The sequence below is a fragment of the Streptomyces sp. GL_148 genome (assembly GCF_057834205.1).
Window position 1 is genome coordinate 2604091 of record NZ_CM174396.1, and the last position, 21156, is coordinate 2625246.

The following is a 21156-nucleotide window of genomic DNA, read 5'->3' on the forward strand; positions in this document are numbered from 1 at the left end:
CGCGTCGAGCACGGCCATCCATGGCGCCGGTGCCCACGCGGACCACCGCCACCGCCGCTACCACACGAGCCCCGGCGCGGTGGGCCGGCCCCCGGGCATGGCGTCGTACCAGCCGGTAAGGCACCATGGGCCGCCGATGTACGCCGACGTGCGCCGTGTGCCGCCCCACCCCGCAGGAGGAACACCATGGCCAGCCCCAAGCCGGAGACCCTCGCCGCCTTCGAGGCCGCCAAGGGGTTCATGCCCGTAGGGGAAGGGCTCGCCCTCTACGAGGCGGCCGCCTCCGCGGCGCGGCTCGGGCTGCCGTTGCTGGAGGTCGGGACCTACTGCGGGCGCTCCACGATCCTGCTCGCCGACGCCGCCCGCGAGGCGGGGGTGAGCGCGCTCACCGTGGACCACCACCGGGGCAGCGAGGAGCAGCAGCCCGGCTGGGAGTACCACGACCCGAGCGTCGTGGACCCGGAGATCGGGCTGATGGACACCCTGCCCACCTTCCGCCGGACCCTGCACAAGGCCGGCCTGGAGGACCACGTCATCGCGATCGTCGGCCGCTCGCCGCAGGTCGCCGCGGCCTGGGGCGGCAAGCTCGGCCTGGTCTTCATCGACGGCGGCCACACCGACGAACACGCCACGGGCGACTACGAAGGCTGGGCCCCGCACGTCGCCGAGGGCGGCACGCTGGTCATCCACGACGTGTTCCCCGACCCGGCCGACGGCGGCCAGGCCCCGTACCGCATCTACCTGCGCGCCCTGGCCTCCGGCGCCTTCGAGGAGGTCTCCGTGACCGACTCCCTCCGCGTGCTCCGGCGCACGGGCGAAGGCATCTGACCCCTTCTTGGCAGGGCTGCCGGGTGTGCCGCTGCGCGGGACCGTCCCCTACCCGCCCTTCCACCATCCCCCAGACTCCGTCCGGGGGGACCCCCAGCCGGGCTCTCCCCGGACCCGCGCCTCAGACGCCGGCGGGGCTGGATTCATCCCGCCCCGCCAGGCGGACGGCGCCGGACGCATCCAGCCCCGCCGGCCCTCACGTGGAGGCGACCCGGCCAAATCCAGCCCCGCCGGCGTTTGAGGCGCGGGGGTCCGGGGGCAGCGCCCCCCGGCAACGGCGCCGCACCCGCGCACAGCGCCCGGCGGCGGCGACGGCACCCGGCGGCTCGGCGCCTGACACGTCAGCGGAGCATATAAGCGCACCGCGCCCCCGGATGGCCCACGGTCCGTACACCCGGCCGACCGCCGGTCTAGCATCGCCGGGTGCGCTACGACGAAAGCCCCCCGCCGCTCCCCGAGTCCTCGACGTCCATCAGTCCGGACCGGCCCTGGTACATCCGCCGGTCGACCCTGGTCGTCGCGGTGGCCGCGATCGCCCCGGCCGCTCTGGCCGGGTGGGTACTGACCGAGGTGCTGAGCGGGGGCGTCGGCGACGACTCGCGGCCGCCCCGGATCGTGATGCCGCTCGCGGCGTCGGCGGCATCCTCCCCGCCCCAGGCACCGGGATCCGCATCGGCATCCGCATCGGCTCCGGCCGCGAGCCCGGCCCCCGGCGCGACCCCCGGAGGGACCGGCACCGTGCCGAACCCCGCCGCCGCCAATGGCCTCGCCGGCCGCACCGTCGTGATCGACCCCGGTCACAACACGGGCAACTTCAAGCACACCAGCGAGATCAACCGCCAGGTGGACATCGGCACCAACCGCAAGGAGTGCGACACCACCGGCACGACCACCAACTCCGGCTATATGGAGGCCGAGTTCAGCATGGACGTGTCGCGCCGCCTGCGCACCGTCCTGGAGGCCAAGGGCCTCAAGGTGGTCCTCACCCACGAGGCCGGCAAGGAACGCCCCTTCGGCCCGTGCATCGACGAACGCGCCCGCATCGGCAACGAGGCCGTCGCCGACGCCGTGGTCTCCGTCCACGCGGACGGGGCCTCGGCCGGCAGCCGCGGTTTCCACGTCATCCTCCCCGCCAAGGTCAAGGGCGGCGGCGCCGACACCGCGAAGATCATCGGACCGTCCCGGCAACTCGGCGAGCGGATCGCCGGGAACTTCGCCCGGACCACCGGTTCCGCCCCCGCCAACTACCTCGGCGGCGGTACCGGATTGGTCGTCCGCGACGATCTGGGCGGACTGAACCTCTCGACCCGGCCCAAGGTGTTCATCGAATGCGGCAACATGCGTGATGCCAAGGACGCGGCGCAGCTGTCGAGTCCGGAGTGGCGCCAGAAGGCGGCCCAGGGCATCGCGGACGGCATCGTCGGCTTCCTCGGCGGGTAGGGCCACCAGGACCGTCCCTCCGGGCGGCCCGCAGCCCCGCTCCTCTCGGCCGCGGCAAAGCTCCGTACCATGGTGCCGCCCGCCCCCCTGCGTCACGGCGGGCACCCACGGCACCACGAGACGACGAGACCGAGAAGGACACCTAAGACGTGAACATCCGATCCCTCACTCGAGGCGACGGCGTGGTGATCGGAGCAGCGGCGCTGCTGTTCATCGCCTCGTTCCTCGATTTCTATTCCGCGCCCAACTTCGACGCACCGAGCGCGTGGGACACCGATTCGTACCGCCTGGCGCTGCCGAGCATCTTCCTGCTCGCGTTCATCGCCGTCGGCCTGCTCGTCGCCGCCCGCCTCCAGCCCGCTGGGCGCCAGCTCCTGGGCCTGCCCTTCCAGGCCTGGGGCACGGTGCTCTCCGTCGCGGCCGCCTGGTCCGCGCTCTGGGGCCTCATCACCTGCCCGACCGGGGCCGACCTGGGCGCGGGTGCCGTCATCGGCTTCCTCGCCACAGCCGTGCTGGCCGGCGTGACCCTCTTCGGGTCGAAGGTGCCCGCGCTCGCCGGGCAGCTGATCCCGGACCCGAAGCCCGCCGCCGCCGCCGTCCCGCCGTACGGCGGCCAGCCGCAGCCGGGCGCCGGGTACGGGTACCCGGGCGGCCAGGAGCCGCAGCCGTACGGGGCCGTCCCGCAGCCGGTCGCGCCGTACGGCGGCGGCCACGAGCAGCCCCAGGCCCCGCAGGACGCGACCCCGCAGCCCGCTCCGGCGGCGGACTTCACGCCGTTCTGGTTCGCCGTTCCGGTGGCCCGTCCGCTCTTCGGCGAGGACGGCAGCCCCGCCCCGATCGCGGAGCTGGCGCCCGGCACCTGGTACCTGGCCGTGGAGCAGCACGGTCCGGCCACCCTGATCGCCCAGACCCAGGACGGCCGCCGCGGCGTCCTGAACGACACCTCGGGCATCCAGCGCGGCTGATCCCGAGCACGCTCGCGCACAACGGCCCCCCGCCCTTCCGGGCGGGGGGCCGTTGCCCTACAGTCACCTGACGCATCGTCAGATTCGTGGAGGGGACCGTCACATGCGCCTCGGACTCGCACTCGGCTACTGGGGCCGCGGCCCCAACCCGGACCACCTCGACCTCGCCGCCGAAGCCGAGAACCTCGGCTACGACTCCGTGTGGACCGCCGAGGCATGGGGCTCGGACGCCTTCACCCCGCTCACCTGGATCGCCGCGCACACCTCGCGCATCCGCCTGGGCACCGCCATCGCCCAGATGGCGGCCCGCACCCCGACCGCCACCGCCATGCAGGCCCTCACCCTGGACCACCTGTCCGGTGGCCGGATGATGCTGGGCCTCGGCCTGTCCGGCCCGCAGGTGGTCGAGGGCTGGTACGGGCGCCCCTTCCCCTCCAGCCCGCTGACGGCGACCCGGGAGTACGTGGACGTCATCCGCCAAGTGCTGCGCCGCGAGGCCCCGGTCGCACTGGACGGCCGCTTCCACAGCCACCCGTACCGGGGCGCGGACGGCACCGGCATCGGCAAACCGCTCAAGCCCATCACCCACCCGCTGCGGGCCGATCTGCCGGTCCTGCTCGGGGCGGAGGGCCCGAAGAACATCGCCCAGACCACCCGCATCGCGGACGGCTGGCTCCCCCTCTACTGGTCGCCGACCCGCACGGACGTCTACCAGGCCTCGCTGTCCGAGCTCCCCGAGGGCTTCATGATCGCTCCGATGGCCCGGGCGAAGGTCTGCGACGACGTCGCGGAGGGACTCCTCCCGGTGAAGGCGATGCTGGGCTTCTACATCGGCGGGATGGGGCACGCGGCACGCAACTTCCACGCCGACCTCATGGGCCGGATGGGCTACGAGGAGGAGGCGCACCGGATCCAGGAGCTGTTCCTGGCCGGGCGCAGGGAAGAGGCCGTCATGGCCGTCCCGGACGCCTTCGCGGACGAGATCTCCCTGGTCGGACCGCGGGAGCGGATCGCCGAACGCCTGGAGCTGTGGCGCAAGGGCCCGGTGACCGACCTCCTCCTGACCGCCCCCGACCCGCACACCCTGCGGGTCCTGGCGGAGCTGAACACCTAGCGGACCCGCTCACCCTCCGGTCCCCGCTCACCCGCGGCCCGCCGGGGTGCGTCGCGGCTACCGCGGCTCGGCGTCCGGGGGTTCCTCCGGCAAGGGCTCCGGGAGGGACCCCGGGGCGGCCTCCGGGAGGGCCGCCAGGAGCTCCCGGAGGTCCAGCGGCATCACGGCGATCTCCATGCCCCCGGCGGGTCCGGACTCGGCTCCCCCGAACGCGCAGGTCACGATGCGCGAGCCCGGGTTGATGGAGAGGCCCTCCTTCACGGAGGGCGCCCGTACGCCGGTGGCGCGGGCTCCGGTCAAGGTCACGGGCTCGCCCCGGCCGGGCACCCAGCGGGCCGCGCCCTGGTCGGCGTAGACCCGGCCGCTGCGCCAGCGGCCGGCGCCCGCGGGGCGGCGGGCCATGCACGGGATGCCGGGCACCGGCGCGACGGCCTGGCGCCGGAGGTGCTTGCGGCGCATCAGCCAGCCGGTTGCGGCGGCGGCGCCGGCGAGGACCACGTACTCGATCACCGGCCCATTCAAACAGGTGGAACGGAACAGGCCGGACCGAAGCATTCCGGTCCGGCCTGTTCCGTTCCACCTGTGTGAATGGGCCTCGACATCGGGAAGGCGGCGGCTGAGCTCAGCCGGTCAGCTGCCCGGCGCTGGGGATCTTCTCGGTCACCGTGGCGCCCGCGCTCTCCCCGGCCTCCTTGACGCCGTTGATGACGTTCTCGAAGGAGCTGATGTCGGCGTCTCCCGCCTGGCCCTTGCGCAGCTTGGAGCCGAGCCCCTTGAGGGACTCGATGCCCGCCGTCAGCGGGCCCACGGCCTTCGACAGCAGCGGGTCGCCCTTGGCGTTCTCGCTGGCCGCCTTCAGCCGGTTGTAGGCGAAGGCGCCCGCGAGGCCCGCCTTGACCAGGGCGAAGGTGCGGCCCTTGGTGCCCTTCTTGAACTTGCCGGCCTTGTACGGCTTGACGATCCACTGGTAGGTGGCACCGGCCGCGAGCCCCGCGTTGGCGACGAAGCGGGTCTTGGCGAACTTCTGCTTCTCCGCCGGGGTGCTGGGTGAGGGAGTGGCGGCAGCCGCTTCCGCGTCCTCCGCGGAGGCCGCCGCGTCGGCCTCGGCGAACGCGGCCATGGCCACCGAGACCTCGTCGGCCTGACCGGCGGCGGTCTTGTCGCCACCGCCCGCGCCGCAGGCGGTGGCACCGCCGAGCAGGGCACAGGAAAGGAGCACCGCCGTGAGGGCACGGCGGAAGCGGACGGCTGTGGTGGGTAGGGACACGGGTTTCCTCCGGGGACTGAGGCGTCCCCCGCAGCCTCACCCCGACCACCCGGCTCCGCCACCCGGGGGACCCGTTCGGGTTTGCCGCGCCCGGGAGCGGCCAGAAGCGCGGCATGCCCACACACACGCGAGTGCACACCAGAGGAAGCAGCCAGGCCGGCCGTGTCGTCGCGGTCGTGGCGGACATCATGGCCTTCATCATCGGCCTGTGGATCCTGCTGTACCTGCTCGACGCCAACCAGGGGAACGCACTGGTCGACTTCATCCACGACGCGGCGAGCTGGCTGGCCGGCTGGTCCTACGACCTCTTCACCTTCCACCGCGACTGGGTCCAGGTGGTGATCGGCTACGGCATCGCGGCCGTCGCCTACCTGGTCATCGGCCACGCCGTCGCGGGCAGGCTCTACCGCCGCTAGGCGGTGTCCGGTGTCCCGTGTCCCGTGTCCCGTGTCCGGGGTCCCGTGTCTGGTGTCCTTCCGGAATTCCGGGACATGAGGGCAACCATCCGTGCCGGCCGTGGGTCCTACGGGCGAGAGTTGATGAATTGGACTTCGCCCGGGGGGCTCTTGTGAAGAAGTACACGGCGACCGCGGGTGCCTTGCCCGCCCACCCCGCGCCCCGTCCGACTACGGCGCCAGAGCCCCTGCGCATCATCCGGTTCGACGTCTCCACCGAGGGGCGTCCGCACGACCCCGAGGACTACGCCGCCGTGCGCTGACGCGTGCGCGAGCGGACAGGGCGACACGGAAGCGGGCACGGGCACGGGCCGCCGCGCCCGTGCCCGCTTCCGTCAGCCGTCAGCCGTCAGCCGTCAGCCGTCAGCCGTCAGCCGCAGCAGTCCGGCTCCAGGCCGGCCGGCAGCGTCAGCCCGCCGAAGACCATGCCGGTGGCCTCGTCGCCGCCCAGGGCGGCCACCGCGAGGAGGAGCGAGCCCGCCGTCCAGGTGGTCTGCTCCACGGGCCAGACCGCCCGGTCGTCGAAGACGTACCCGGTCCAGTACATGCCGTTGTCGGCCCGCAGGTGGCCGATCGAGCGCAGGATCTCCAGGGCCCGGTCCGACTCCCCCGTCGCCCACAGCGCGAGCGCCAGTTCGCAGGACTCCCCGCCGGTCACCCAGGGGTTCGGCAGCACGCACCGTACGCCGAGGTCCGGGACGACGAACTCCTCCCACCGCTCCTCGATCCGGGCCTTCGCCTCCGCGCCGGTCAGCGCCCCGCCGAGGACGGGGTAGTACCAGTCCATGGAGTAGCGGGACTTGTCCAGGAACCGCTCGGGGTGCCGGCGTATCGCGTGCCCGAGGGCGCCCGCGGCCAGTTCCCAGTCCGGCTGCGGATCGCCCCGGTACTCGGCGATGGCCAGCGCGCAGCGCAGCGCCTGGTGGATGGAGGAGGAGCCGGTCAGCAGCGCGTCCGCGACGTCCTCGCCGGACGGTTCGCGCTTCCAGCCGATCTCGCCGCCCGGCTGCTGGAGCCGCAGGACGAACTCGACGGCCGCGTACACGGCGGGCCACATCCGGTCGAGGAAGGCCTCGTCGCCGGTGGACAGGTGGTGGTGCCAGACGCCGACGGCGAGGTAGGCGACGAAGTTGGTCTCCCGGCTCGCGTCCTGCGGCTCGCGGGTGTCGACCCCGTCCTCGCGGTCTGCGTAGGCCGCGTACCAGGAGCCGTCGTCGTTCTGGTGGCGGACCAGCCAGTCGTAGGCCCGCTCGGCGGCCTCGTGCTCGCCGGCCGCGTCGAGGGCCATCGCGGCCTCGGTGTGGTCCCACGGGTCGAGGTGGTGCCCGCGGAACCAGGGGATGGCCCCGTCGGCGCGCTGCGCGGCGAGGATCCCGGCGACGGTGGCGGCGGCCTGGTCGGCGGTCAGTACGCCGTCCAGGACCAGGTGTTCGGGTGCGGTGCGCCCGGGAGAGCTCACTGCGCGGCGCCCACGGCCGCTGCCGCGCCCACGGGGAGGTGCGGCTTGGTGGCGTAGGCGACGAAGCTCTTGCCGATGACCGGGTTCAGGGCCTGCTCCGCGAGCCGGGTCAGCGCGGGCTTCTTCATGATGTCCCAGACCAGGAGCTTGTGGTACGCCTTGACGGGCAGCGCCTTGTCGTTGTCGACGCCGAAGGCGCACTTGAGCCACCAGTACGGCGAGTGCAGGCCGTGCGCGTGGTGGGTGCCGTACGGCTTGAGGCCCGCGGACTCCATCTTGCCGAGCAGTTCCTCCGCCTTGTAGATGCGGATGTGGCCGCCCTCGACCTCGTGGTAGGCGTCGGACAGCGCCCAGCAGATCTTCTCGGGGCCGTAGCGCGGCACGGTGATGGCGATGCGCCCGCCGGGCTTCAGGACGCGGACCATCTCGGCGAGGACGCCCTTGTCGTCGGGGATGTGCTCCATCACCTCGGAGATGATGACGACGTCGAAGGATTCGTCGGGGAAGGGCAGCGCGAGGGCGTCGCCCTCCATGGCGGTGGCGGTGGCGCCGGCCGGGGCCTCGCCGGCTTCCTTCATCGCGGCGAACCACTTGGCGACCTCGCGGATCTCCTCGCCGTTGCGGTCGAGGGCGACCACCTGGGCGCCGCGCCGGTAGCACTCGAAGGCGTGCCGGCCTGCGCCGCAGCCCAGGTCGAGTACGCGGTCGCCTGCGGCGAGCGGGAACCGGGAGAAATCGACGGTCAGCACGTGGTCCTGCCTTCGCGGTCGCGGGGTGGGGAGGGGAACTGCATCGGACGGAAGGGGGAGGTCACCGGGCGGTACGGGACTTCGGGGCCCGGGACCGGGGAGCCTGCGCCGCGGCCCGCTCGATGGCGGCGCGGTAGTGGACGACGGTGCCCTCGGCGGCCTTGGCCCAGGTGAAGCGGGACAGCACCCGCTCGCGGCCGGCGGCGCCGAGCCGGGTGCGCAGTTCGCCGTCGCCGAGCAGCCGGCCCAGCGCGGCGGCCAGCGCGCCCGCGTCGCCGGGCGGCACGGCCAGGCAGCTCTCGCCGTCGGGTCCGGTGACCTCGGGAATCGCGCCGCCGGTGGTGGCGACGAGCGGGGTGCCGGTGGCCATGGCCTCGGCGGCCGGCAGCGAGAAGCCCTCGTACAGCGAGGGCACGCAGGCGATCTGGGCGCTGCGGACGAGGTCGACGAGCTCGGTGTCGGTGATGCCCTTGACGAAGCGGACGGCGTCCTGGAGTCCGTACGTCTCGATCGCGCGGGCCACCGGGCCCTGTTCGGCGCGCTTGCCGACGACGACGAGGTGGGCGTCGGGCTGTTCGGTACGGAGCTTCGCGAGCGCCTCGACGAGGTGCACGAGCCCCTTGAGCGGGACGTCGGCGCTGGAGGTGGTCACGATCCGTCCGGGCACCTCGGCCACGGCGGGATCGGGCGACCAGAGGTCGGTGTCGGCGCCGATGTGGACGACGTGGATGCGCTCGCCCCGGACACCGAGGTGCTCGGCGATCTCCTTCTTGGAGGAGCCGGAGACGGTGAGCACGGAGGACAGCCGGCGGGCCACACGGCCCTGCATGCGCGTGAACCCGTACCAACGCCGCACGGAGGCACGCTTCCTGCGGTCCTTGGCGGCGGCCAGGTCCAGCTCGCGGTCGACGGTGATGGGGTGGTGGATGGTGGTGACCAGCGGGGCACCGAGGTCCGCCAACAGCCCGTAGCCGAGGGTCTGGTTGTCGTGGATCACGTCGAACTCGCCCGCGCGGGCCGCGAGATGACGGCGGGCACGCAGCGAGAAGGTCAGCGGCTCGGGGAATCCGCCGGTCCACATGGTCGCGACCTCGACGGCGTCGATCCAGTCGCGGTACTCGTCGCGCTTGGGCGTGCGGAAGGGGTCCGGGCTGCGGTAGAGGTCCAGGCTGGGCAGTTCGGTGAGCGTGGCGCCGGCGCCGGTGAGGGCGTCGGTGTCGAGCACCGGGTAGGGCTGCGCGCCGATGACCTCGACACGGTGGCCCAGCTTCACGAGCTCGCGCGCGAGGTGGCGGACGTAGACGCCCTGGCCACCGCAGAACGGGTTCCCCTTATAGGTGAGGAGTGCGATCCGCAACGGGCGGCTGCCGTCGGCGGCCGGACCCGTGAGAGGGCTCGTCATCATGGCCTCTGCGGTCACTCTCGACCCCCTTCTCCCTGCACTTTCGCCGGAGCGTAACCGCTCGGATAATGTAGAACAAGTTTCAGACTTGATCCGTTGAAGAGCATTGAATCTACCGGCCGGAAACCACACCGTAAGAGGGGTGGCGGGTGATTCGCGCCACGGCTCGGGCGCCTGCCATGCTGGGCGCGCGACGGCCCGGGGCAGCGCCCGCGGCCACCCCGGCACAGACATGAACGCCTTGGAACTGGAACGCCTTGGAACCGGAACGGGACAGATGACAGCGGAAGCGAAGGCCGTGACCCCAGCCGTCACCACACCGGCGTCTCCGCCCCTGACGGAGCGCCAGGAGGCACGCCGCAGGCGGATCCTGTACGCCAGCGCCCAGTTGGCGAGCCGGGGCGGTTTCGACGCGGTGCAGATGCGGGAGGTGGCGGAGTCCTCCAGCGTGGCCCTGGGCACCCTCTACCGGTACTTCCCCTCCAAGGTGCACCTGCTCGTCGCGACCATGCAGGACCAGCTCCAGCACATGCACGGAACGCTGCGCAAGCGCCCGCCGGCCGGGGACGAGCCCGCGGCCCGGGTCGCGGAAACCCTGATGCGCGCCTTCCGCGCCCTGCAGCGCGAGCCGCACCTGGCGGACGCGATGGTCCGGGCCCTCACCTTCGCGGACCGCAGCGTGAGCCCCGAGGTGGACACGGTCTCCCGGCTGACGACGGCGATCATCCTGGACGCGATGGGCCTGGACGCCCCGCCGACGGCGGAGCAGCTGTCGGCGGTCCGGGTGATCGAGCACACCTGGCACTCGGCGCTGATCACCTGGCTGTCGGGCCGGGCCTCGATCGCCCAGGTGAAGATCGACATCGAAACGGTCTGCCGCCTGATCGACCTCACGGCCCCGGATAAGGCACCTGAAGCGCCGCCGAAAAAGGCCTGATCCGACCGGGTGGGGGCCACGGCGGCGACGGCGCTGTCGACCGGTACCGGCGGCGAGCCGGACACCGATCGGTCACTTTTCGTACTCCATCCGTCGCAATGTGTGCATGACTCCGTCTCGGGGGCGTCATACCTAGTGGGTCGACTCGCCCCCCTGGGCGTCCGGCACCCGCCACCGTCCCAGCGAAGACACGGAGACCCACAGATGCGACGCGCTCTCGCCGCTGCAGCCATGACGCTTGTTGCCACCGCCGCCAGCATGTCCACGGCCACGGCCCAAGGTGAACACTTCATCGGTGCGATCACCTGCACCGCATCCACCACCGCAGGACTCCAGTGCAGCGGCAAGGCAGCCGGCCTCGGCAACGACCCGACGGCCGCCTTCCTCACGGCAGAGTCCGTGACCGCCGAGTACGTGTGCAGCAACCGGGGCGGCAACATCGCCCCCGGTCAGGGCACCTTCACTCCGAACCCGGTGGGCGACACGACGAACTTCACCCCCCGCAACGGCCAGATCACCTTCCGGAACGTGACGCTCGCCGCGCCGCCGACCCCCTCCGAGGACGACATCTGCCCCAACGGGAACTGGCGCGTCAACCTGCTCCACCTCAGCTGGAACAACGTCGTGCTGCACATCCAGCAGGGCGACAACGACATCCTGTCCAAGGAGCTCGGCGACTTCAGCGTCTGATCCGGACGCCCTCATCAGCTGACGCACAAACGAGCAGCGCCCGGCGCGAACCACACGCCGGGCGCTGCCGCGTCCTGCGACTCCGAGGCCGGGGCCGGACCGGGCCCCCGCCCCGGGCCCCCTCACTCCTCCGGAGGGAACACCGCCTCGCCACTGTCCAGCAGGGTGATCGCGATCGCCTCGACCGGACACCCCTCCGCCGCCGCGAGCACCGGCTCGCTCGCGTCCGTCTCCGCCACCCGCGGATGCGACTGCCGCGCCGAGTCGAGGGCGAAGCCCTCGGGTGCGTGGTTCACGCACATCCCCGAGCCGATGCAGACCCCGCGGTCCACCTCGACGTGCCACCGGTCACCCATCACGCACCGGCCGCGGGGGGTACGTACCCTGCCGGGAGGTGGATCATCTTGTGCTCCAGGTACTCGCTCAGCCCCTCCGGGCCGAACTCCCGCCCGACGCCGCTGTTCTTGTAGCCGCCGAACGGCCCGAGCATGTCCAGGCTGAAGGTGTTCACGTTGAAGGTGCCGGTCCGCACCTGCCGGGCGAAGTCGATGCCGTGCTCCACGTCGCCGGTCCAGACGCTGCCGCTGAGACCGAACTCCGAGTCGTTGGCGACCCGTAGGGCCTCCGCCTCGTCGCCGTAGGGGATCAGGCAGACGACCGGGCCGAAGATCTCCTCGCGGGCGATCCGCATCGAGTTGTCGACGTCTCCGAAGAGGGTCGGCTCCACGTACCAGCCCTGGTCCAGGCCCTGTCCCGCCGGACGCCCGCCGCCGGACAGCACCTTGGCGCCCTCCTCCTGGCCGATCCGGATGAAGTCGAGGGAGCGCTGCTGCTGCCGCCTGGCGACCAGCGGGCCGATCTGCGTCGCGGGGTCCAGCGGGTCGCCGACGACCAGCGCGGAGGCCGCGGCGGCGAGTGCCTCGGCGACCTCCTCGTAGCGGCTGCGCGGGGCGAGGACGCGGGTCTGGGCGACGCAGGCCTGGCCGTTGTTCATCCAGGCCGCGGGGACGATGCCGGCGATGGCGGTGTCGAGGTCGGCGTCCGGGAGGATGACGGCCGCGGACTTGCCGCCGAGTTCGAGGGTCACGCGGGTGAGGTTCTTCGAGGCGACCTCCATGACGCGCCGGCCGGCGGGCACGGAGCCGGTGAAGGCGACCTTGTCCACGTCCGGGTGGCCGACGAGGTACTCGCTGACCTCGCGGTCGGCGGGCAGGATCGACAGCACGCCCTCGGGCAGTCCGGCCTCGCGGGCGATGTCGGCGAGGATGTAGGAGTCGAGGACCGCCTCCGGGGACGGCTTGAGGATCACGGTGCAGCCGGTGAGCAGCGCGGGCGCCAGCTTGGCGGCGGCCACGAACTGCGGGACGTTCCACGGGATGACGGCGGCGACGACGCCGACGGCCTCGCGCCGGACGAGGATCGGGCCGAGGACGCCCTGGCGGAACTCCTCGTAGGGGTAGTCGCGGGCCACGGTGATCGCGGCGTCGTAGACCATCATCGGGCCGAGGGCCTGGGCGAGGATGCTCCAGGAGTACGGGGACCCGTTCTGGGAGCTGATCGAGCGGGCGATCTCCTCGTGGCGGACGGCTATGGCGTCCTTGATCCTGGTCACCACGGCGATCCGCTCTTCGAGCGTGGTGCGCGGCCAGGGGCCCTCGTCGAAGGCCTTGCGGGCCACGGCGACGGCCCGGTCTACGTCCGCCTTCGAGGCGTGCGGGACGCTGCCGATGACCTGCCCGGTGTGGGGCGAGACGACCTTGATCGTGTCGGAGCCCAGCGGATCCGTCCACTCACCGCCGATGAACAGTTTTCCGTGTTCCACGAGCTCGGTCATGGCTGATGCCTCCTGCGGCTTGGCGTTCCAGAACTGATACCAGTTCTAGTTCTAGGAGTCCACGGCCCTGACCGAACCGCCCCCTCGCCACTTCGCCCGACACCCCGAAGATCCAACGACTAGTCAGGAGCCCACAGAAGTGGTCGACTTGGGCGACTATTGCAACACGTTCTCGTTAGACCTGCTGGCGTTAGACCTGTTGGCGTTAGACCTGTTGGCGTTAGACCTGTTCTCGTTAGACCTGTTCTCGTTAGAGCGGAGCCCCTCATGGCAGAGGACACCCCAGGCGTGGCACCTCACGTCACCGATCACGGCGGCGGCGTGTGGGGCATCAAGGTCCCCATCCCCGACAACCCGCTCGGCCACACCCTCGTCCACGTCCTCGACACCGACCGCGGCCCGGTCCTCATCGACACCGGCTGGGACGCCCCCGAATCCTGGGACACCCTCGTCGCCGGCCTCGGCGCCCTCTCCATCGCCGTCGCCGACGTGCACGGCGTGGTCATCACCCACCACCACCCCGACCACCACGGGCTGTCCGGCCAGGTCCGCGAGGCGTCCGGCGCCTGGATCGCCATGCACGCCGCCGACCGCGAGATCGTGGTGCGGACCCGGGCCTCCGAACCCGGCGTCTGGTTCGACTACATGAGCGAGAAGCTGGCCCTCTCCGGAGCTCCCGAGGAGCACATCGCCCCGCTGCGCGCGGCCCGCGCGAGCGGCCGCATGAGCACCCTCCCGGGGCTGCGGGCCGCCGTCCCCGACCGGGAGATCGTGCCCGCCGAGCTGCTGCCGCTGGCCGGCCGCCGGCTGCGGGCGATCTGGACCCCCGGGCACACCCCCGGCCATGTCTGCCTGCACCTGGAGGAGAAGCACCCGGCGAACCTGCCCGGCAACGGCCGTCTCTTCTCCGGGGACCACCTGCTGCCCGGGATCTCCCCGCACATCGGCCTCTACGAGGACCCCTCCTCCGAGCAGGTCACCGACCCCCTCGGCGACTACCTCGACTCCCTCGAACGCATCGGCCGCCTCCAGCCCGCCGAGGTGCTCCCGGCCCACCAGCACGCCTTCACCGACGCCCCGGCCCGCGTACGGGAGCTCCTGGACCACCACGAGGAGCGGCTGACCGGGCTGCGGGAACTGCTGGCCGGCGAGCCGCTGACCCCGTGGGCACTGGCGGAGCGGATGGAGTGGAACCGGCCCTGGGAGCAGATCCCGTACGGCTCCCGCAACATCGCCGTCTCCGAAGCGGAAGCCCACCTGCGGCGTCTGGTGAAGCAGGGCCGCGCGGAGGCGGTGCCGGGCAGCGACCCCGTGACGTACCGCGCCGTGTAAGGGGTGCGGGTGGGCGGCGCCACCCGATACCGGAGCTACGGGCCGGTAGAGTACGGGCGTCGTCCACACTTCCGTACGGGGGGAAGCCGGTGCGAATCCGGCGCTGACCCGCAACCGTGACCCGCCCCGGCAGCATCGGGGCGGGGAGCCGGATTGCCCCGTGCCGGAGGTGCGCGGCTCGTGCCGCCGGGCCCTCCGGCGGCCGGCACCGTCGAGGTAAACGGAGCCGGAGCCCGGTGCCAGCCTCCGCCGCTGTGCTGCCTGCCTCCGGGTCCCCAGCACGAGAGGCCACCGCCCCGCCATGAACGTCCGCCGCAGCGCCGCCACGCTCGCCGTCTCCGCCGTGCTCTGCGTGGGCGCGGCCCCCGCGGCCCTCGCCGATGTCGCGACGCCGTCCCCGGCGCCCGTCGTCCCCTCCGGGCTCTTCGGCAAGAACGACCCGACGTACGACGGGGTGTGGCGGCAGTCGTTCGCGCTCCTCGCCCAGAACACCGTCGGCGTCAAGCCCGCCCAGCAGGCCGTCGACTGGCTCGTCGGCCAGCAGTGCGCCGACGGCGGCTTCTCCTCCTTCCGCGCGGACGTCACGGCGGCGTGCGACGCCAAGACGATGCTCGACACGAACGCCACCGCGGTGGCCGTGCAGGCGCTGAAGTTGCTCGGCGGCCAGGACGCGACGGTGAAGAAGGCCGTGGACTGGCTGAAGTCCGTCCAGAACGCGGACGGCGGCTGGGCCTACGTCCCCGGCTCCCCGAGCGAGGCCAGCTCCACCGCCGTGGTGATCAGCGCGCTTTCGGCGGCGGGCGAGAAGCCGGCCGAGGTCACGTCCAAGGCCGGCAAGTCCGCGTACGAGGGGCTGCTCGCCTTCCAGCTGGGCTGCTCGGCCGAGCCGGCCGCCGACCGGGGCGCCTTCGCCTACCAGCCGACCGCCGACGGCAAGCTGCCCGCCAACGCCGACGCCACAGCCGCCGCGGTCCTGGCCGGCCTCGGCATGGGCACGTTCGTCTCCCCTCCCACCTCCCCTTCTTCTACGGACACCCCCGCGGCCCCGCTGGCCTGCCCGGCGACCGCCGGTGACCCGGCGGCGGCCGCCCAGGGCGCGGCCGGATACCTGGCAGAAGCCCTGAAGAAGGACGGCCACCTCACCGCCGTCACCCCGGGCGCCGACCAGCCGACCCCGGACACCGGCAACACCGCCGACGCGGTCATCGCCCTGGCCGCGGCCGGACACAAGCAGTCCGCGGCGGGCGCGCTGGAGTGGCTGAAGGCCAACTCCGCCGAGTGGTCCAAGGGCAGCCCGGCCGGGCTGGGCACCCTGATCCTGGCCGCGCACGCGACCGGCACCGACCCGAAGTCCTTCGGCGGCACCGACCTGGTCGCGGCGCTGAACGCGACGGGCCCGGCGCCGCAGAACGCCTCCGCGAGGGCGTCGGAGCAGCCGGCGGACAAGAAGGACGAGAAGAAGGAGAAGGACTCCGGCGGCAGCAACGTCTGGTGGATGATCCTCGCGGGCGCGGCGGCCGGCATGGGCATCGGCATCGTGCTGAGCGGCCGCCGGAAGCGGAACCAGCTCTGATGCGCCGCCCCCGTCCGGCTCTGCCGGTCCTCGTGCTCGGTGTCATCCTGACGGTGCTGGCCGCGTCCCCCGCCCTGGCCTCGACCTACCGCTACTGGTCGTTCTGGGACGGCGCCGGCGGCACGTGGGCGTACGCCACCCAGGGCCCCTCCTCGCTGCGCCCGGCGGACGGCTCCGTGCAGGGCTTCCACTTCGTCGTGAGCAAGGACGCGGCCGATCAGGCCGCCCCACCGCGCGCGGACGCCGACTTCGCGGCCATCTGCTCGGCCACCGCCCCGATGGCGGGCAAGAAGCGGATCGCCCTGGTCATCGACTTCGGCACGCCCGCCGAAGCCCAGGCGGGCGAGACCCCGCCGCAGGACGCTCCGCGCACGGCCTGCGCGCAGGTCGGCCCGGACGCCACGACGGCCGAGGCGCTGGCGGAGGTGGCCAAGCCGCTGCGCTACAACAGCGCGGCGCTGCTGTGCGCCATCTCGGGCTACCCGAAGCAGGGCTGCGGCGAACCCATCGCGGACACCGCCACGGCCACGGGCAAGCCCGCCGCCGACTCCGAGGGCGCCGGCGGCCCGTCGGCGGGCCTCCTAGCGGGCATCGCAGCGGTGGCCGCCCTGGGCGCAGCCGGCTTCTGGCAGTCCCGCCGCCGCACCCGATGACGGACGGTCCCACGGAGAACGGCGGGGCGGTCGCCGACGGCGCTCAGCCACCCACCAGGGCCACCCGCACCCGCCCGTCGACCCGCACGGGTGGTGCGGGTGGGAACCCAGCCCGGCCGCAGGCCGGGCGCACCCACCACGGCCCCGCAGGCGACGTCCCCACCCCGCCCAGCCCGAACGCCCCCGCCGGGGCGATCCGCACCCAGCACGTGCCGACGTACAAAAAAATCTGGCAAGCCCCCGAGGCCACGCGTGGCAACGCCCTGCACGCGGGTGCCTGGTGGCTCTGGGCCCTCGGGCTCGCCACCGCCGCCTCCCGCACCACCAACCCGCTCCTCCTCGGCCTGATCGTCGGCGTCGCCGGGTACGTGGTCGCGGCCCGCCGTACCGACGCCCCCTGGGCGCGTTCCTACGGGGCGTTCGTCAAGCTCGGGCTCTTCGTCATCGGCCTGCGCCTCGTCTTCTCCATGCTCCTCGGCTCCCCCATCCCCGGCGCGCACACCCTCTTCACCCTCCCCGAGGTCCCGCTCCCGGACTGGACGCAGGGCATCCGGCTCGGCGGCCGGGTCACGGCCGAACAGCTCGTCTTCGCCTTCTACGACGGCGCGAAACTGGCCACGCTCCTCATCTGCGTCGGCGCCGCCAACGCCCTCGCGAACCCGGCGCGGCTGCTGAAGTCCCTGCCCGCGGCCCTGTACGAGGTCGGCGTCGCCGTCGTCGTCGCGATGACCTTCGCGCCGAACATGGTCGCGGACGTGGTCCGCCTCCGTACGGCCCGCCGCCTGCGCGGCCGCCCCACGGGCGGGATCAAGGCGGTCCTCCAGATCGGCCTGCCGGTCCTGGAAGGCGCACTCGAACGCTCCGTCGCGATCGCCGCCTCGATGGACGCGCGCGGCTACGGCCGTACCGCACATGTTCCCGCCGCCGTCCGCCACACCACCAACGTGCTCACCCTCGGCGGGCTGCTCGGCATGTGCGCGGGTACGTACGGGCTGCTCGCGGCGGAGGGCGCCGGATACGGCCTCACCCTCCTCCTCTTCTCCCTCCTCCTGGCCCTGGCCGGGCTGCGTCTCGGCGGCCGCCGGTCGATCCGGACCCGGTACCGGCCGGACCGGTGGGGCGTACGGGCCTGGCTGGTCGCCGGGTCGGGCGCGGCGGTGGCGGCGCTGCTGATCCGCGCCGCGTCCCTGGACCCGGAGGCCCTGCGCCCCGGCGTCGTCCCCCTGGTCGTCCCGACCCTCCCGCTCTGGCCGGCCGCTGCGATCCTGATCGGCCTGCTCCCGGCACTGGTGGCCCCGCTACCGAAGGAGGCATAAGCCCCCGTGATCCGTTTCGAAGACGTATCGGTGACGTACGAGGGCGCGGTCGCCCCCTCCCTCGCGCACGCCGATTTCACGCTCCCGGAAGGGGAGCTGACCCTCCTGGTCGGCCCCTCCGGCGTCGGCAAGTCCACCCTCCTCGGCGCGGTCTCGGGCCTGGTCCCGCACTTCACCGGGGGCACCCTCACGGGCCGGGTCACGGTCGCCGGCCGCGACACCCGCACGCACAAGCCGCGGGAGCTCGCGGACGTGGTCGGCACGGTCGGCCAGGACCCGCTGGCCCACTTCGTGACGGACGTCGTCGAGGACGAGCTCGCCTACGGCATGGAGTCCCTGGGCCTGCCGCCCTCCGTCATGCGCCGCCGCGTCGAGGAAACCCTCGACCTCCTCGGCCTGAACGACCTCCGCGACCGCCCCATCGCCACCCTGTCCGGCGGACAGCAGCAGCGGGTGGCGATCGGTTCGGTCCTGACCCCGCACCCGCGCGTCCTGGTCCTGGACGAGCCGACGTCGGCCCTCGACCCGGCGGCGGCGGAAGAAGTCCTGGCCGTCCTGCAACGCCTTGTCCACGACCTGGGCACGACCGTCCTGATGGCGGAACACCGCCTGGAGCGGGTCGTCCAGTACGCCGACCGCGTCCTGCTCCTCCCCTCCCCGGGCGCACCCCCCCTCCTGGGCACCCCCTCCGACATCATGGCCATCTCCCCGGTCCACCCCCCGGTGGTAGCCCTCGGCCGCCTGGCCGCCTGGTCCCCCCTCCCCCTCTCGATCCGCGACGCCCGCCGCCGCGCAGCCCCCCTCCGCACCCTCCTGACCACGACCAACCCGCCAACGCCGGACCGGGGGGCGCGGCCCCAAGCCGGTGCCGGGGCGCAGCCCCAGGCCGTGCCCGGTACGGGATCCCGTACCGAATCCGGGGGTCAGCTCCACGCCGTGTCGGGGGCGCAGCCCCACGCCGGTACCGGAGCTCAGGACCCGACGGGGTCCAGGGCGCAGTCCCAGGCCGCACCCGGCACGGGTCCCCGTGACGGGTCCGGGGCGCAGCCCCCGGCGGGGTCCGGGGCGCAGCCCCCGGCGGGGTCCGGGGCTGAGCCCCACAAGGGGTCCGGGGCGGAGCCCCGGGGAACGGGCGAAGGGTGGGTAGGGGACAGCCGCCCGCAGGGCTCCCGCCCCGGCCTGCTCGCCCGGCTGCGCCGCCGCGTCCTCCGCACCCCCCAGCCGGCCCCGGCCGACCCCACCGGAGCCACCGGAGCCACCGGAGCCACCGGGGTCACGGGGGTCACCCCGGCCACGGTCAAGGCCGTCTCCCTCCGCCGCGGCCGCGCCGAAGTCCTCCGCGACATCACCCTCACGGTGTCGAAGGGCGAGACCATCGCCCTGATGGGCCGCAACGGCGCCGGAAAGTCCACCCTCCTCGCCACCCTCATCGGCACGCTGGAGCCCACCACCGGCCAGGTGACGGTCAGCGGCCGCACCCCCCACCGCACGCCGCCCCCAGAGATGATGACCCGCGTAGGCCTCGTCCCCCAGGAGCCCCGCGACCTCCTCTACGCCGACACCGTCGCAGCCGAGTGCACCGCCGCCGACCACGACGCCGGCCAGGCGCCCGGCACCTGCCGTGCGCTCGTCGCCGCGCTCCTGCCCGACGTCCCCGACGACACCCACCCGCGCGACCTCTCCGAGGGCCAGCGCCTCGCCCTCGCCCTGGCGCTGGTCCTGACCGGCCGCCCGGCCCTGCTGCTCCTCGACGAGCCGACCCGCGGGCTGGACTACGCCGCGAAGGCCCGCCTCGTGGAGATCCTGCGCGGGCTCGCCGCCGACGGCCACGCCATCGTCCTGGCCACCCACGACGTGGAGCTCGCCGCCGAGCTGGCCCACCGCGTGGTGATCCTCGCCGGCGGCGAGATCGTCGCGGACGGCCCGACCGCCGAGGTCGTCGTCTCCTCCCCCGCCTTCGCCCCGCAGGTGGCCAAGATCCTGGCCCCGGGCCACTGGCTCACGGTCTCCCAGGTCGCAGCAGCCCTCTCCGCCCGGGAGGACTCATGAGCGCCCCCACCCCGACCCCGACCCCGGCCACCCCGGCCACCCCGCCCCCGGCCACCCAGGCCGCCCGCCCCCGTTCCCGCCCCCTCCGCATCGGCCCCCGTGCCGCCGCCGCCCTGGTCCTCGTCACCCTCATCGGTCTCGCCGCCTTCGGCTGGCCGCTCCTCGCCGACCGCCAGTCCGGCTTCGCCCACGCCCAGGACGCCCCCTGGCTCTTCGCGGCCCTGCTCCCCCTCCTCGTCGGCGTGGTCGTCGCGACCATCGCCGACGACGGGATGGACGCCAAGGCCGTCGCCATGCTCGGCGTACTCGCCGCGGTCGGGGCCGCGCTGCGCCCCCTCGGAGCCGGTACGGCCGGCCTGGAGCCCATGTTCTTCCTGATGGTGCTGAGCGGCCGGGTCCTCGGCCCGGGCTTCGGCTTCGTCCTGGGCGCCGTCACCATGTTCGCGTCGGCCCTGCTCACGGGCGGTGTCGGACCGTGGATGCCGTTCCAGATGCTGGCCATGGGCTGGTTCTCGCTGGGCGCCGGGCTGCTGCCGGGGCCGGACCGGATCCGGGGGCGGGCCGAGCTGGCGATGCTCGCGCTGTACGGGTTCCTCGGCTCGTTCGCGTACGGCACGATCATGAACCTGCAGGGCTGGGTGATCCTGCAGGGCATGGGCCAGGGCATCTCCTTCCACCCCGGGGACCCGGTCGCGGCGAACCTCGCGCGCTTCCTCTCCTACTGCCTGGCCACCTCGCTGGGCTGGGACCTGGGCCGGGCCGCGCTGACCGTCGTACTGACCCTCACGCTCGGTGCGACCCTGCTGAAGGCATTGCGGCGGGCCACTCGAAAAGCGGCGTTCGACGCCCCCGTGGCCTTCGATCCAGGGGCCGGATCCGCCACCACACCTTCCTCCGAAAGGAATACGACCAGCCACGGAGGGTGAGATCCGGGGCTCCCGGCGGTGACCCGCCCCACAGGACCTAGGTCACATACGAGGCGGGATAGTAGTCCTTGAACGTCCCCTGCTCACCCCCGCACACGGGCTCCCACCAGCGGTGATGCCCACCCGCGCCGAGGGGGGCCGTTGCGCCCCGGCTGCGAGGGCCACTA

Annotated in this window: 21 protein-coding genes; 14 read left to right on the forward strand and 7 right to left on the reverse strand. The window is 73.2% G+C overall.

Annotated elements, in window-relative coordinates:
- Positions 1-186 precede the first annotated feature (186 nt).
- From AC3IYI_RS12005 to AC3IYI_RS12020, 4 genes are all read left to right on the forward strand, one after another.
- Complete coding sequence (locus AC3IYI_RS12005; protein WP_489410167.1) at positions 187-828, forward strand: class I SAM-dependent methyltransferase; 642 nt, start codon at positions 187-189, stop codon at positions 826-828.
- A gap of 423 nt (positions 829-1251) precedes the next feature.
- Positions 1252-2268: an N-acetylmuramoyl-L-alanine amidase gene (locus AC3IYI_RS12010; protein WP_489410168.1), complete on the forward strand. Its 1017-nt coding sequence runs from the start codon at positions 1252-1254 to the stop codon at positions 2266-2268.
- Between the two features lie 149 nt (positions 2269-2417).
- Positions 2418-3233: a hypothetical protein gene (locus tag AC3IYI_RS12015; protein ID WP_489410169.1), complete on the forward strand. Its 816-nt coding sequence runs from the start codon at positions 2418-2420 to the stop codon at positions 3231-3233.
- Positions 3234-3336: 103 nt separating this feature from the next.
- Complete coding sequence (locus AC3IYI_RS12020; protein ID WP_489410170.1) at positions 3337-4347, forward strand: LLM class F420-dependent oxidoreductase; 1011 nt, start codon at positions 3337-3339, stop codon at positions 4345-4347.
- A gap of 57 nt (positions 4348-4404) precedes the next feature.
- Here AC3IYI_RS12020 and AC3IYI_RS12025 read toward each other — a convergent pair whose 3' ends face one another.
- Both AC3IYI_RS12025 and AC3IYI_RS12030 read right to left on the reverse strand, forming a co-directional pair.
- Positions 4405-4857: a hypothetical protein gene (locus AC3IYI_RS12025; protein ID WP_489410171.1), complete on the reverse strand. Its 453-nt coding sequence runs from the start codon at positions 4855-4857 to the stop codon at positions 4405-4407.
- Between the two features lie 112 nt (positions 4858-4969).
- A complete protein-coding gene (locus tag AC3IYI_RS12030; RefSeq protein ID WP_489410172.1) occupies positions 4970-5614 on the reverse strand; it encodes a hypothetical protein in 645 nt (214 codons plus the stop codon).
- Positions 5615-5727: 113 nt separating this feature from the next.
- Between AC3IYI_RS12030 and AC3IYI_RS12035 the strand changes: the two genes are divergently transcribed.
- Positions 5728-6030: a hypothetical protein gene (locus AC3IYI_RS12035; protein ID WP_489410173.1), complete on the forward strand. Its 303-nt coding sequence runs from the start codon at positions 5728-5730 to the stop codon at positions 6028-6030.
- Between the two features lie 152 nt (positions 6031-6182).
- Positions 6183-6332, forward strand: a complete 150-nt coding sequence (locus AC3IYI_RS12040; protein ID WP_489410174.1) for a hypothetical protein — start codon at positions 6183-6185, stop codon at positions 6330-6332.
- A 107-nt stretch (positions 6333-6439) separates the two neighbouring features.
- Here the strand turns inward: AC3IYI_RS12040 and AC3IYI_RS12045 are convergent, their stop codons facing one another.
- The 3 genes from AC3IYI_RS12045 to AC3IYI_RS12055 form a co-directional block, all read right to left on the reverse strand.
- Positions 6440-7528 (reverse strand): prenyltransferase/squalene oxidase repeat-containing protein, encoded by a 1089-nt coding sequence (locus AC3IYI_RS12045; RefSeq protein ID WP_489410175.1) that lies wholly within the window; start codon positions 7526-7528, stop codon positions 6440-6442.
- A complete protein-coding gene (locus tag AC3IYI_RS12050) occupies positions 7525-8277 on the reverse strand; it encodes a class I SAM-dependent methyltransferase (protein WP_356516012.1) in 753 nt (250 codons plus the stop codon). The genes AC3IYI_RS12045 and AC3IYI_RS12050 overlap by 4 nt, the downstream gene beginning before the upstream one ends.
- 61 nt (positions 8278-8338) lie before the next feature.
- Entirely contained in the window at positions 8339-9697 is a 1359-nt protein-coding gene (locus tag AC3IYI_RS12055; protein ID WP_489410176.1) for a glycosyltransferase family 4 protein, read from the reverse strand.
- A 259-nt stretch (positions 9698-9956) separates the two neighbouring features.
- Between AC3IYI_RS12055 and AC3IYI_RS12060 the strand changes: the two genes are divergently transcribed.
- On the forward strand, positions 9957-10616 hold the full coding sequence (locus AC3IYI_RS12060) for a TetR family transcriptional regulator (protein WP_489410177.1): 660 nt from the start codon (positions 9957-9959) through the stop codon (positions 10614-10616).
- 231 nt (positions 10617-10847) lie between these two features.
- Positions 10848-11306, forward strand: a complete 459-nt coding sequence (locus AC3IYI_RS12065; RefSeq protein WP_489410178.1) for a hypothetical protein — start codon at positions 10848-10850, stop codon at positions 11304-11306.
- A gap of 122 nt (positions 11307-11428) precedes the next feature.
- Here the strand turns inward: AC3IYI_RS12065 and AC3IYI_RS12070 are convergent, their stop codons facing one another.
- Both AC3IYI_RS12070 and AC3IYI_RS12075 read right to left on the reverse strand, forming a co-directional pair.
- A complete protein-coding gene (locus tag AC3IYI_RS12070) occupies positions 11429-11662 on the reverse strand; it encodes a ferredoxin (protein ID WP_489411510.1) in 234 nt (77 codons plus the stop codon).
- Positions 11662-13140 (reverse strand): aldehyde dehydrogenase, encoded by a 1479-nt coding sequence (locus tag AC3IYI_RS12075; RefSeq protein ID WP_489410179.1) that lies wholly within the window; start codon positions 13138-13140, stop codon positions 11662-11664. The genes AC3IYI_RS12070 and AC3IYI_RS12075 overlap by 1 nt, the downstream gene beginning before the upstream one ends.
- A gap of 267 nt (positions 13141-13407) precedes the next feature.
- Here AC3IYI_RS12075 and AC3IYI_RS12080 point away from each other — a divergent pair, with 267 nt between their 5' ends.
- The 6 genes from AC3IYI_RS12080 (at position 13408) to AC3IYI_RS12105 (ending at position 20989) form a co-directional block, all read left to right on the forward strand.
- Positions 13408-14472 carry a Strvi_7410 family MBL fold metallo-hydrolase gene (locus AC3IYI_RS12080; protein WP_489410180.1) on the forward strand — a complete coding sequence of 355 codons (1065 nt, stop codon included), beginning with the start codon at positions 13408-13410 and terminating at the stop codon, positions 14470-14472.
- A gap of 301 nt (positions 14473-14773) precedes the next feature.
- Positions 14774-16045 (forward strand): SCO2321 family membrane protein, encoded by a 1272-nt coding sequence (locus AC3IYI_RS12085; RefSeq protein ID WP_489410181.1) that lies wholly within the window; start codon positions 14774-14776, stop codon positions 16043-16045.
- Positions 16045-16698: an SCO2322 family protein gene (locus AC3IYI_RS12090; protein ID WP_489410182.1), complete on the forward strand. Its 654-nt coding sequence runs from the start codon at positions 16045-16047 to the stop codon at positions 16696-16698. Before AC3IYI_RS12085 ends, AC3IYI_RS12090 begins: the two co-directional genes overlap by 1 nt.
- Positions 16671-18014 (forward strand): energy-coupling factor transporter transmembrane component T, encoded by a 1344-nt coding sequence (locus AC3IYI_RS12095; RefSeq protein ID WP_489411511.1) that lies wholly within the window; start codon positions 16671-16673, stop codon positions 18012-18014. The genes AC3IYI_RS12090 and AC3IYI_RS12095 overlap by 28 nt, the downstream gene beginning before the upstream one ends.
- A gap of 6 nt (positions 18015-18020) precedes the next feature.
- A complete protein-coding gene (locus AC3IYI_RS12100; RefSeq protein ID WP_489410183.1) occupies positions 18021-20063 on the forward strand; it encodes an ABC transporter ATP-binding protein in 2043 nt (680 codons plus the stop codon).
- Positions 20060-20989 carry an ECF transporter S component gene (locus tag AC3IYI_RS12105; RefSeq protein ID WP_489410184.1) on the forward strand — a complete coding sequence of 310 codons (930 nt, stop codon included), beginning with the start codon at positions 20060-20062 and terminating at the stop codon, positions 20987-20989. Before AC3IYI_RS12100 ends, AC3IYI_RS12105 begins: the two co-directional genes overlap by 4 nt.
- The last annotated feature ends 167 nt before the right edge of the window (positions 20990-21156 follow it).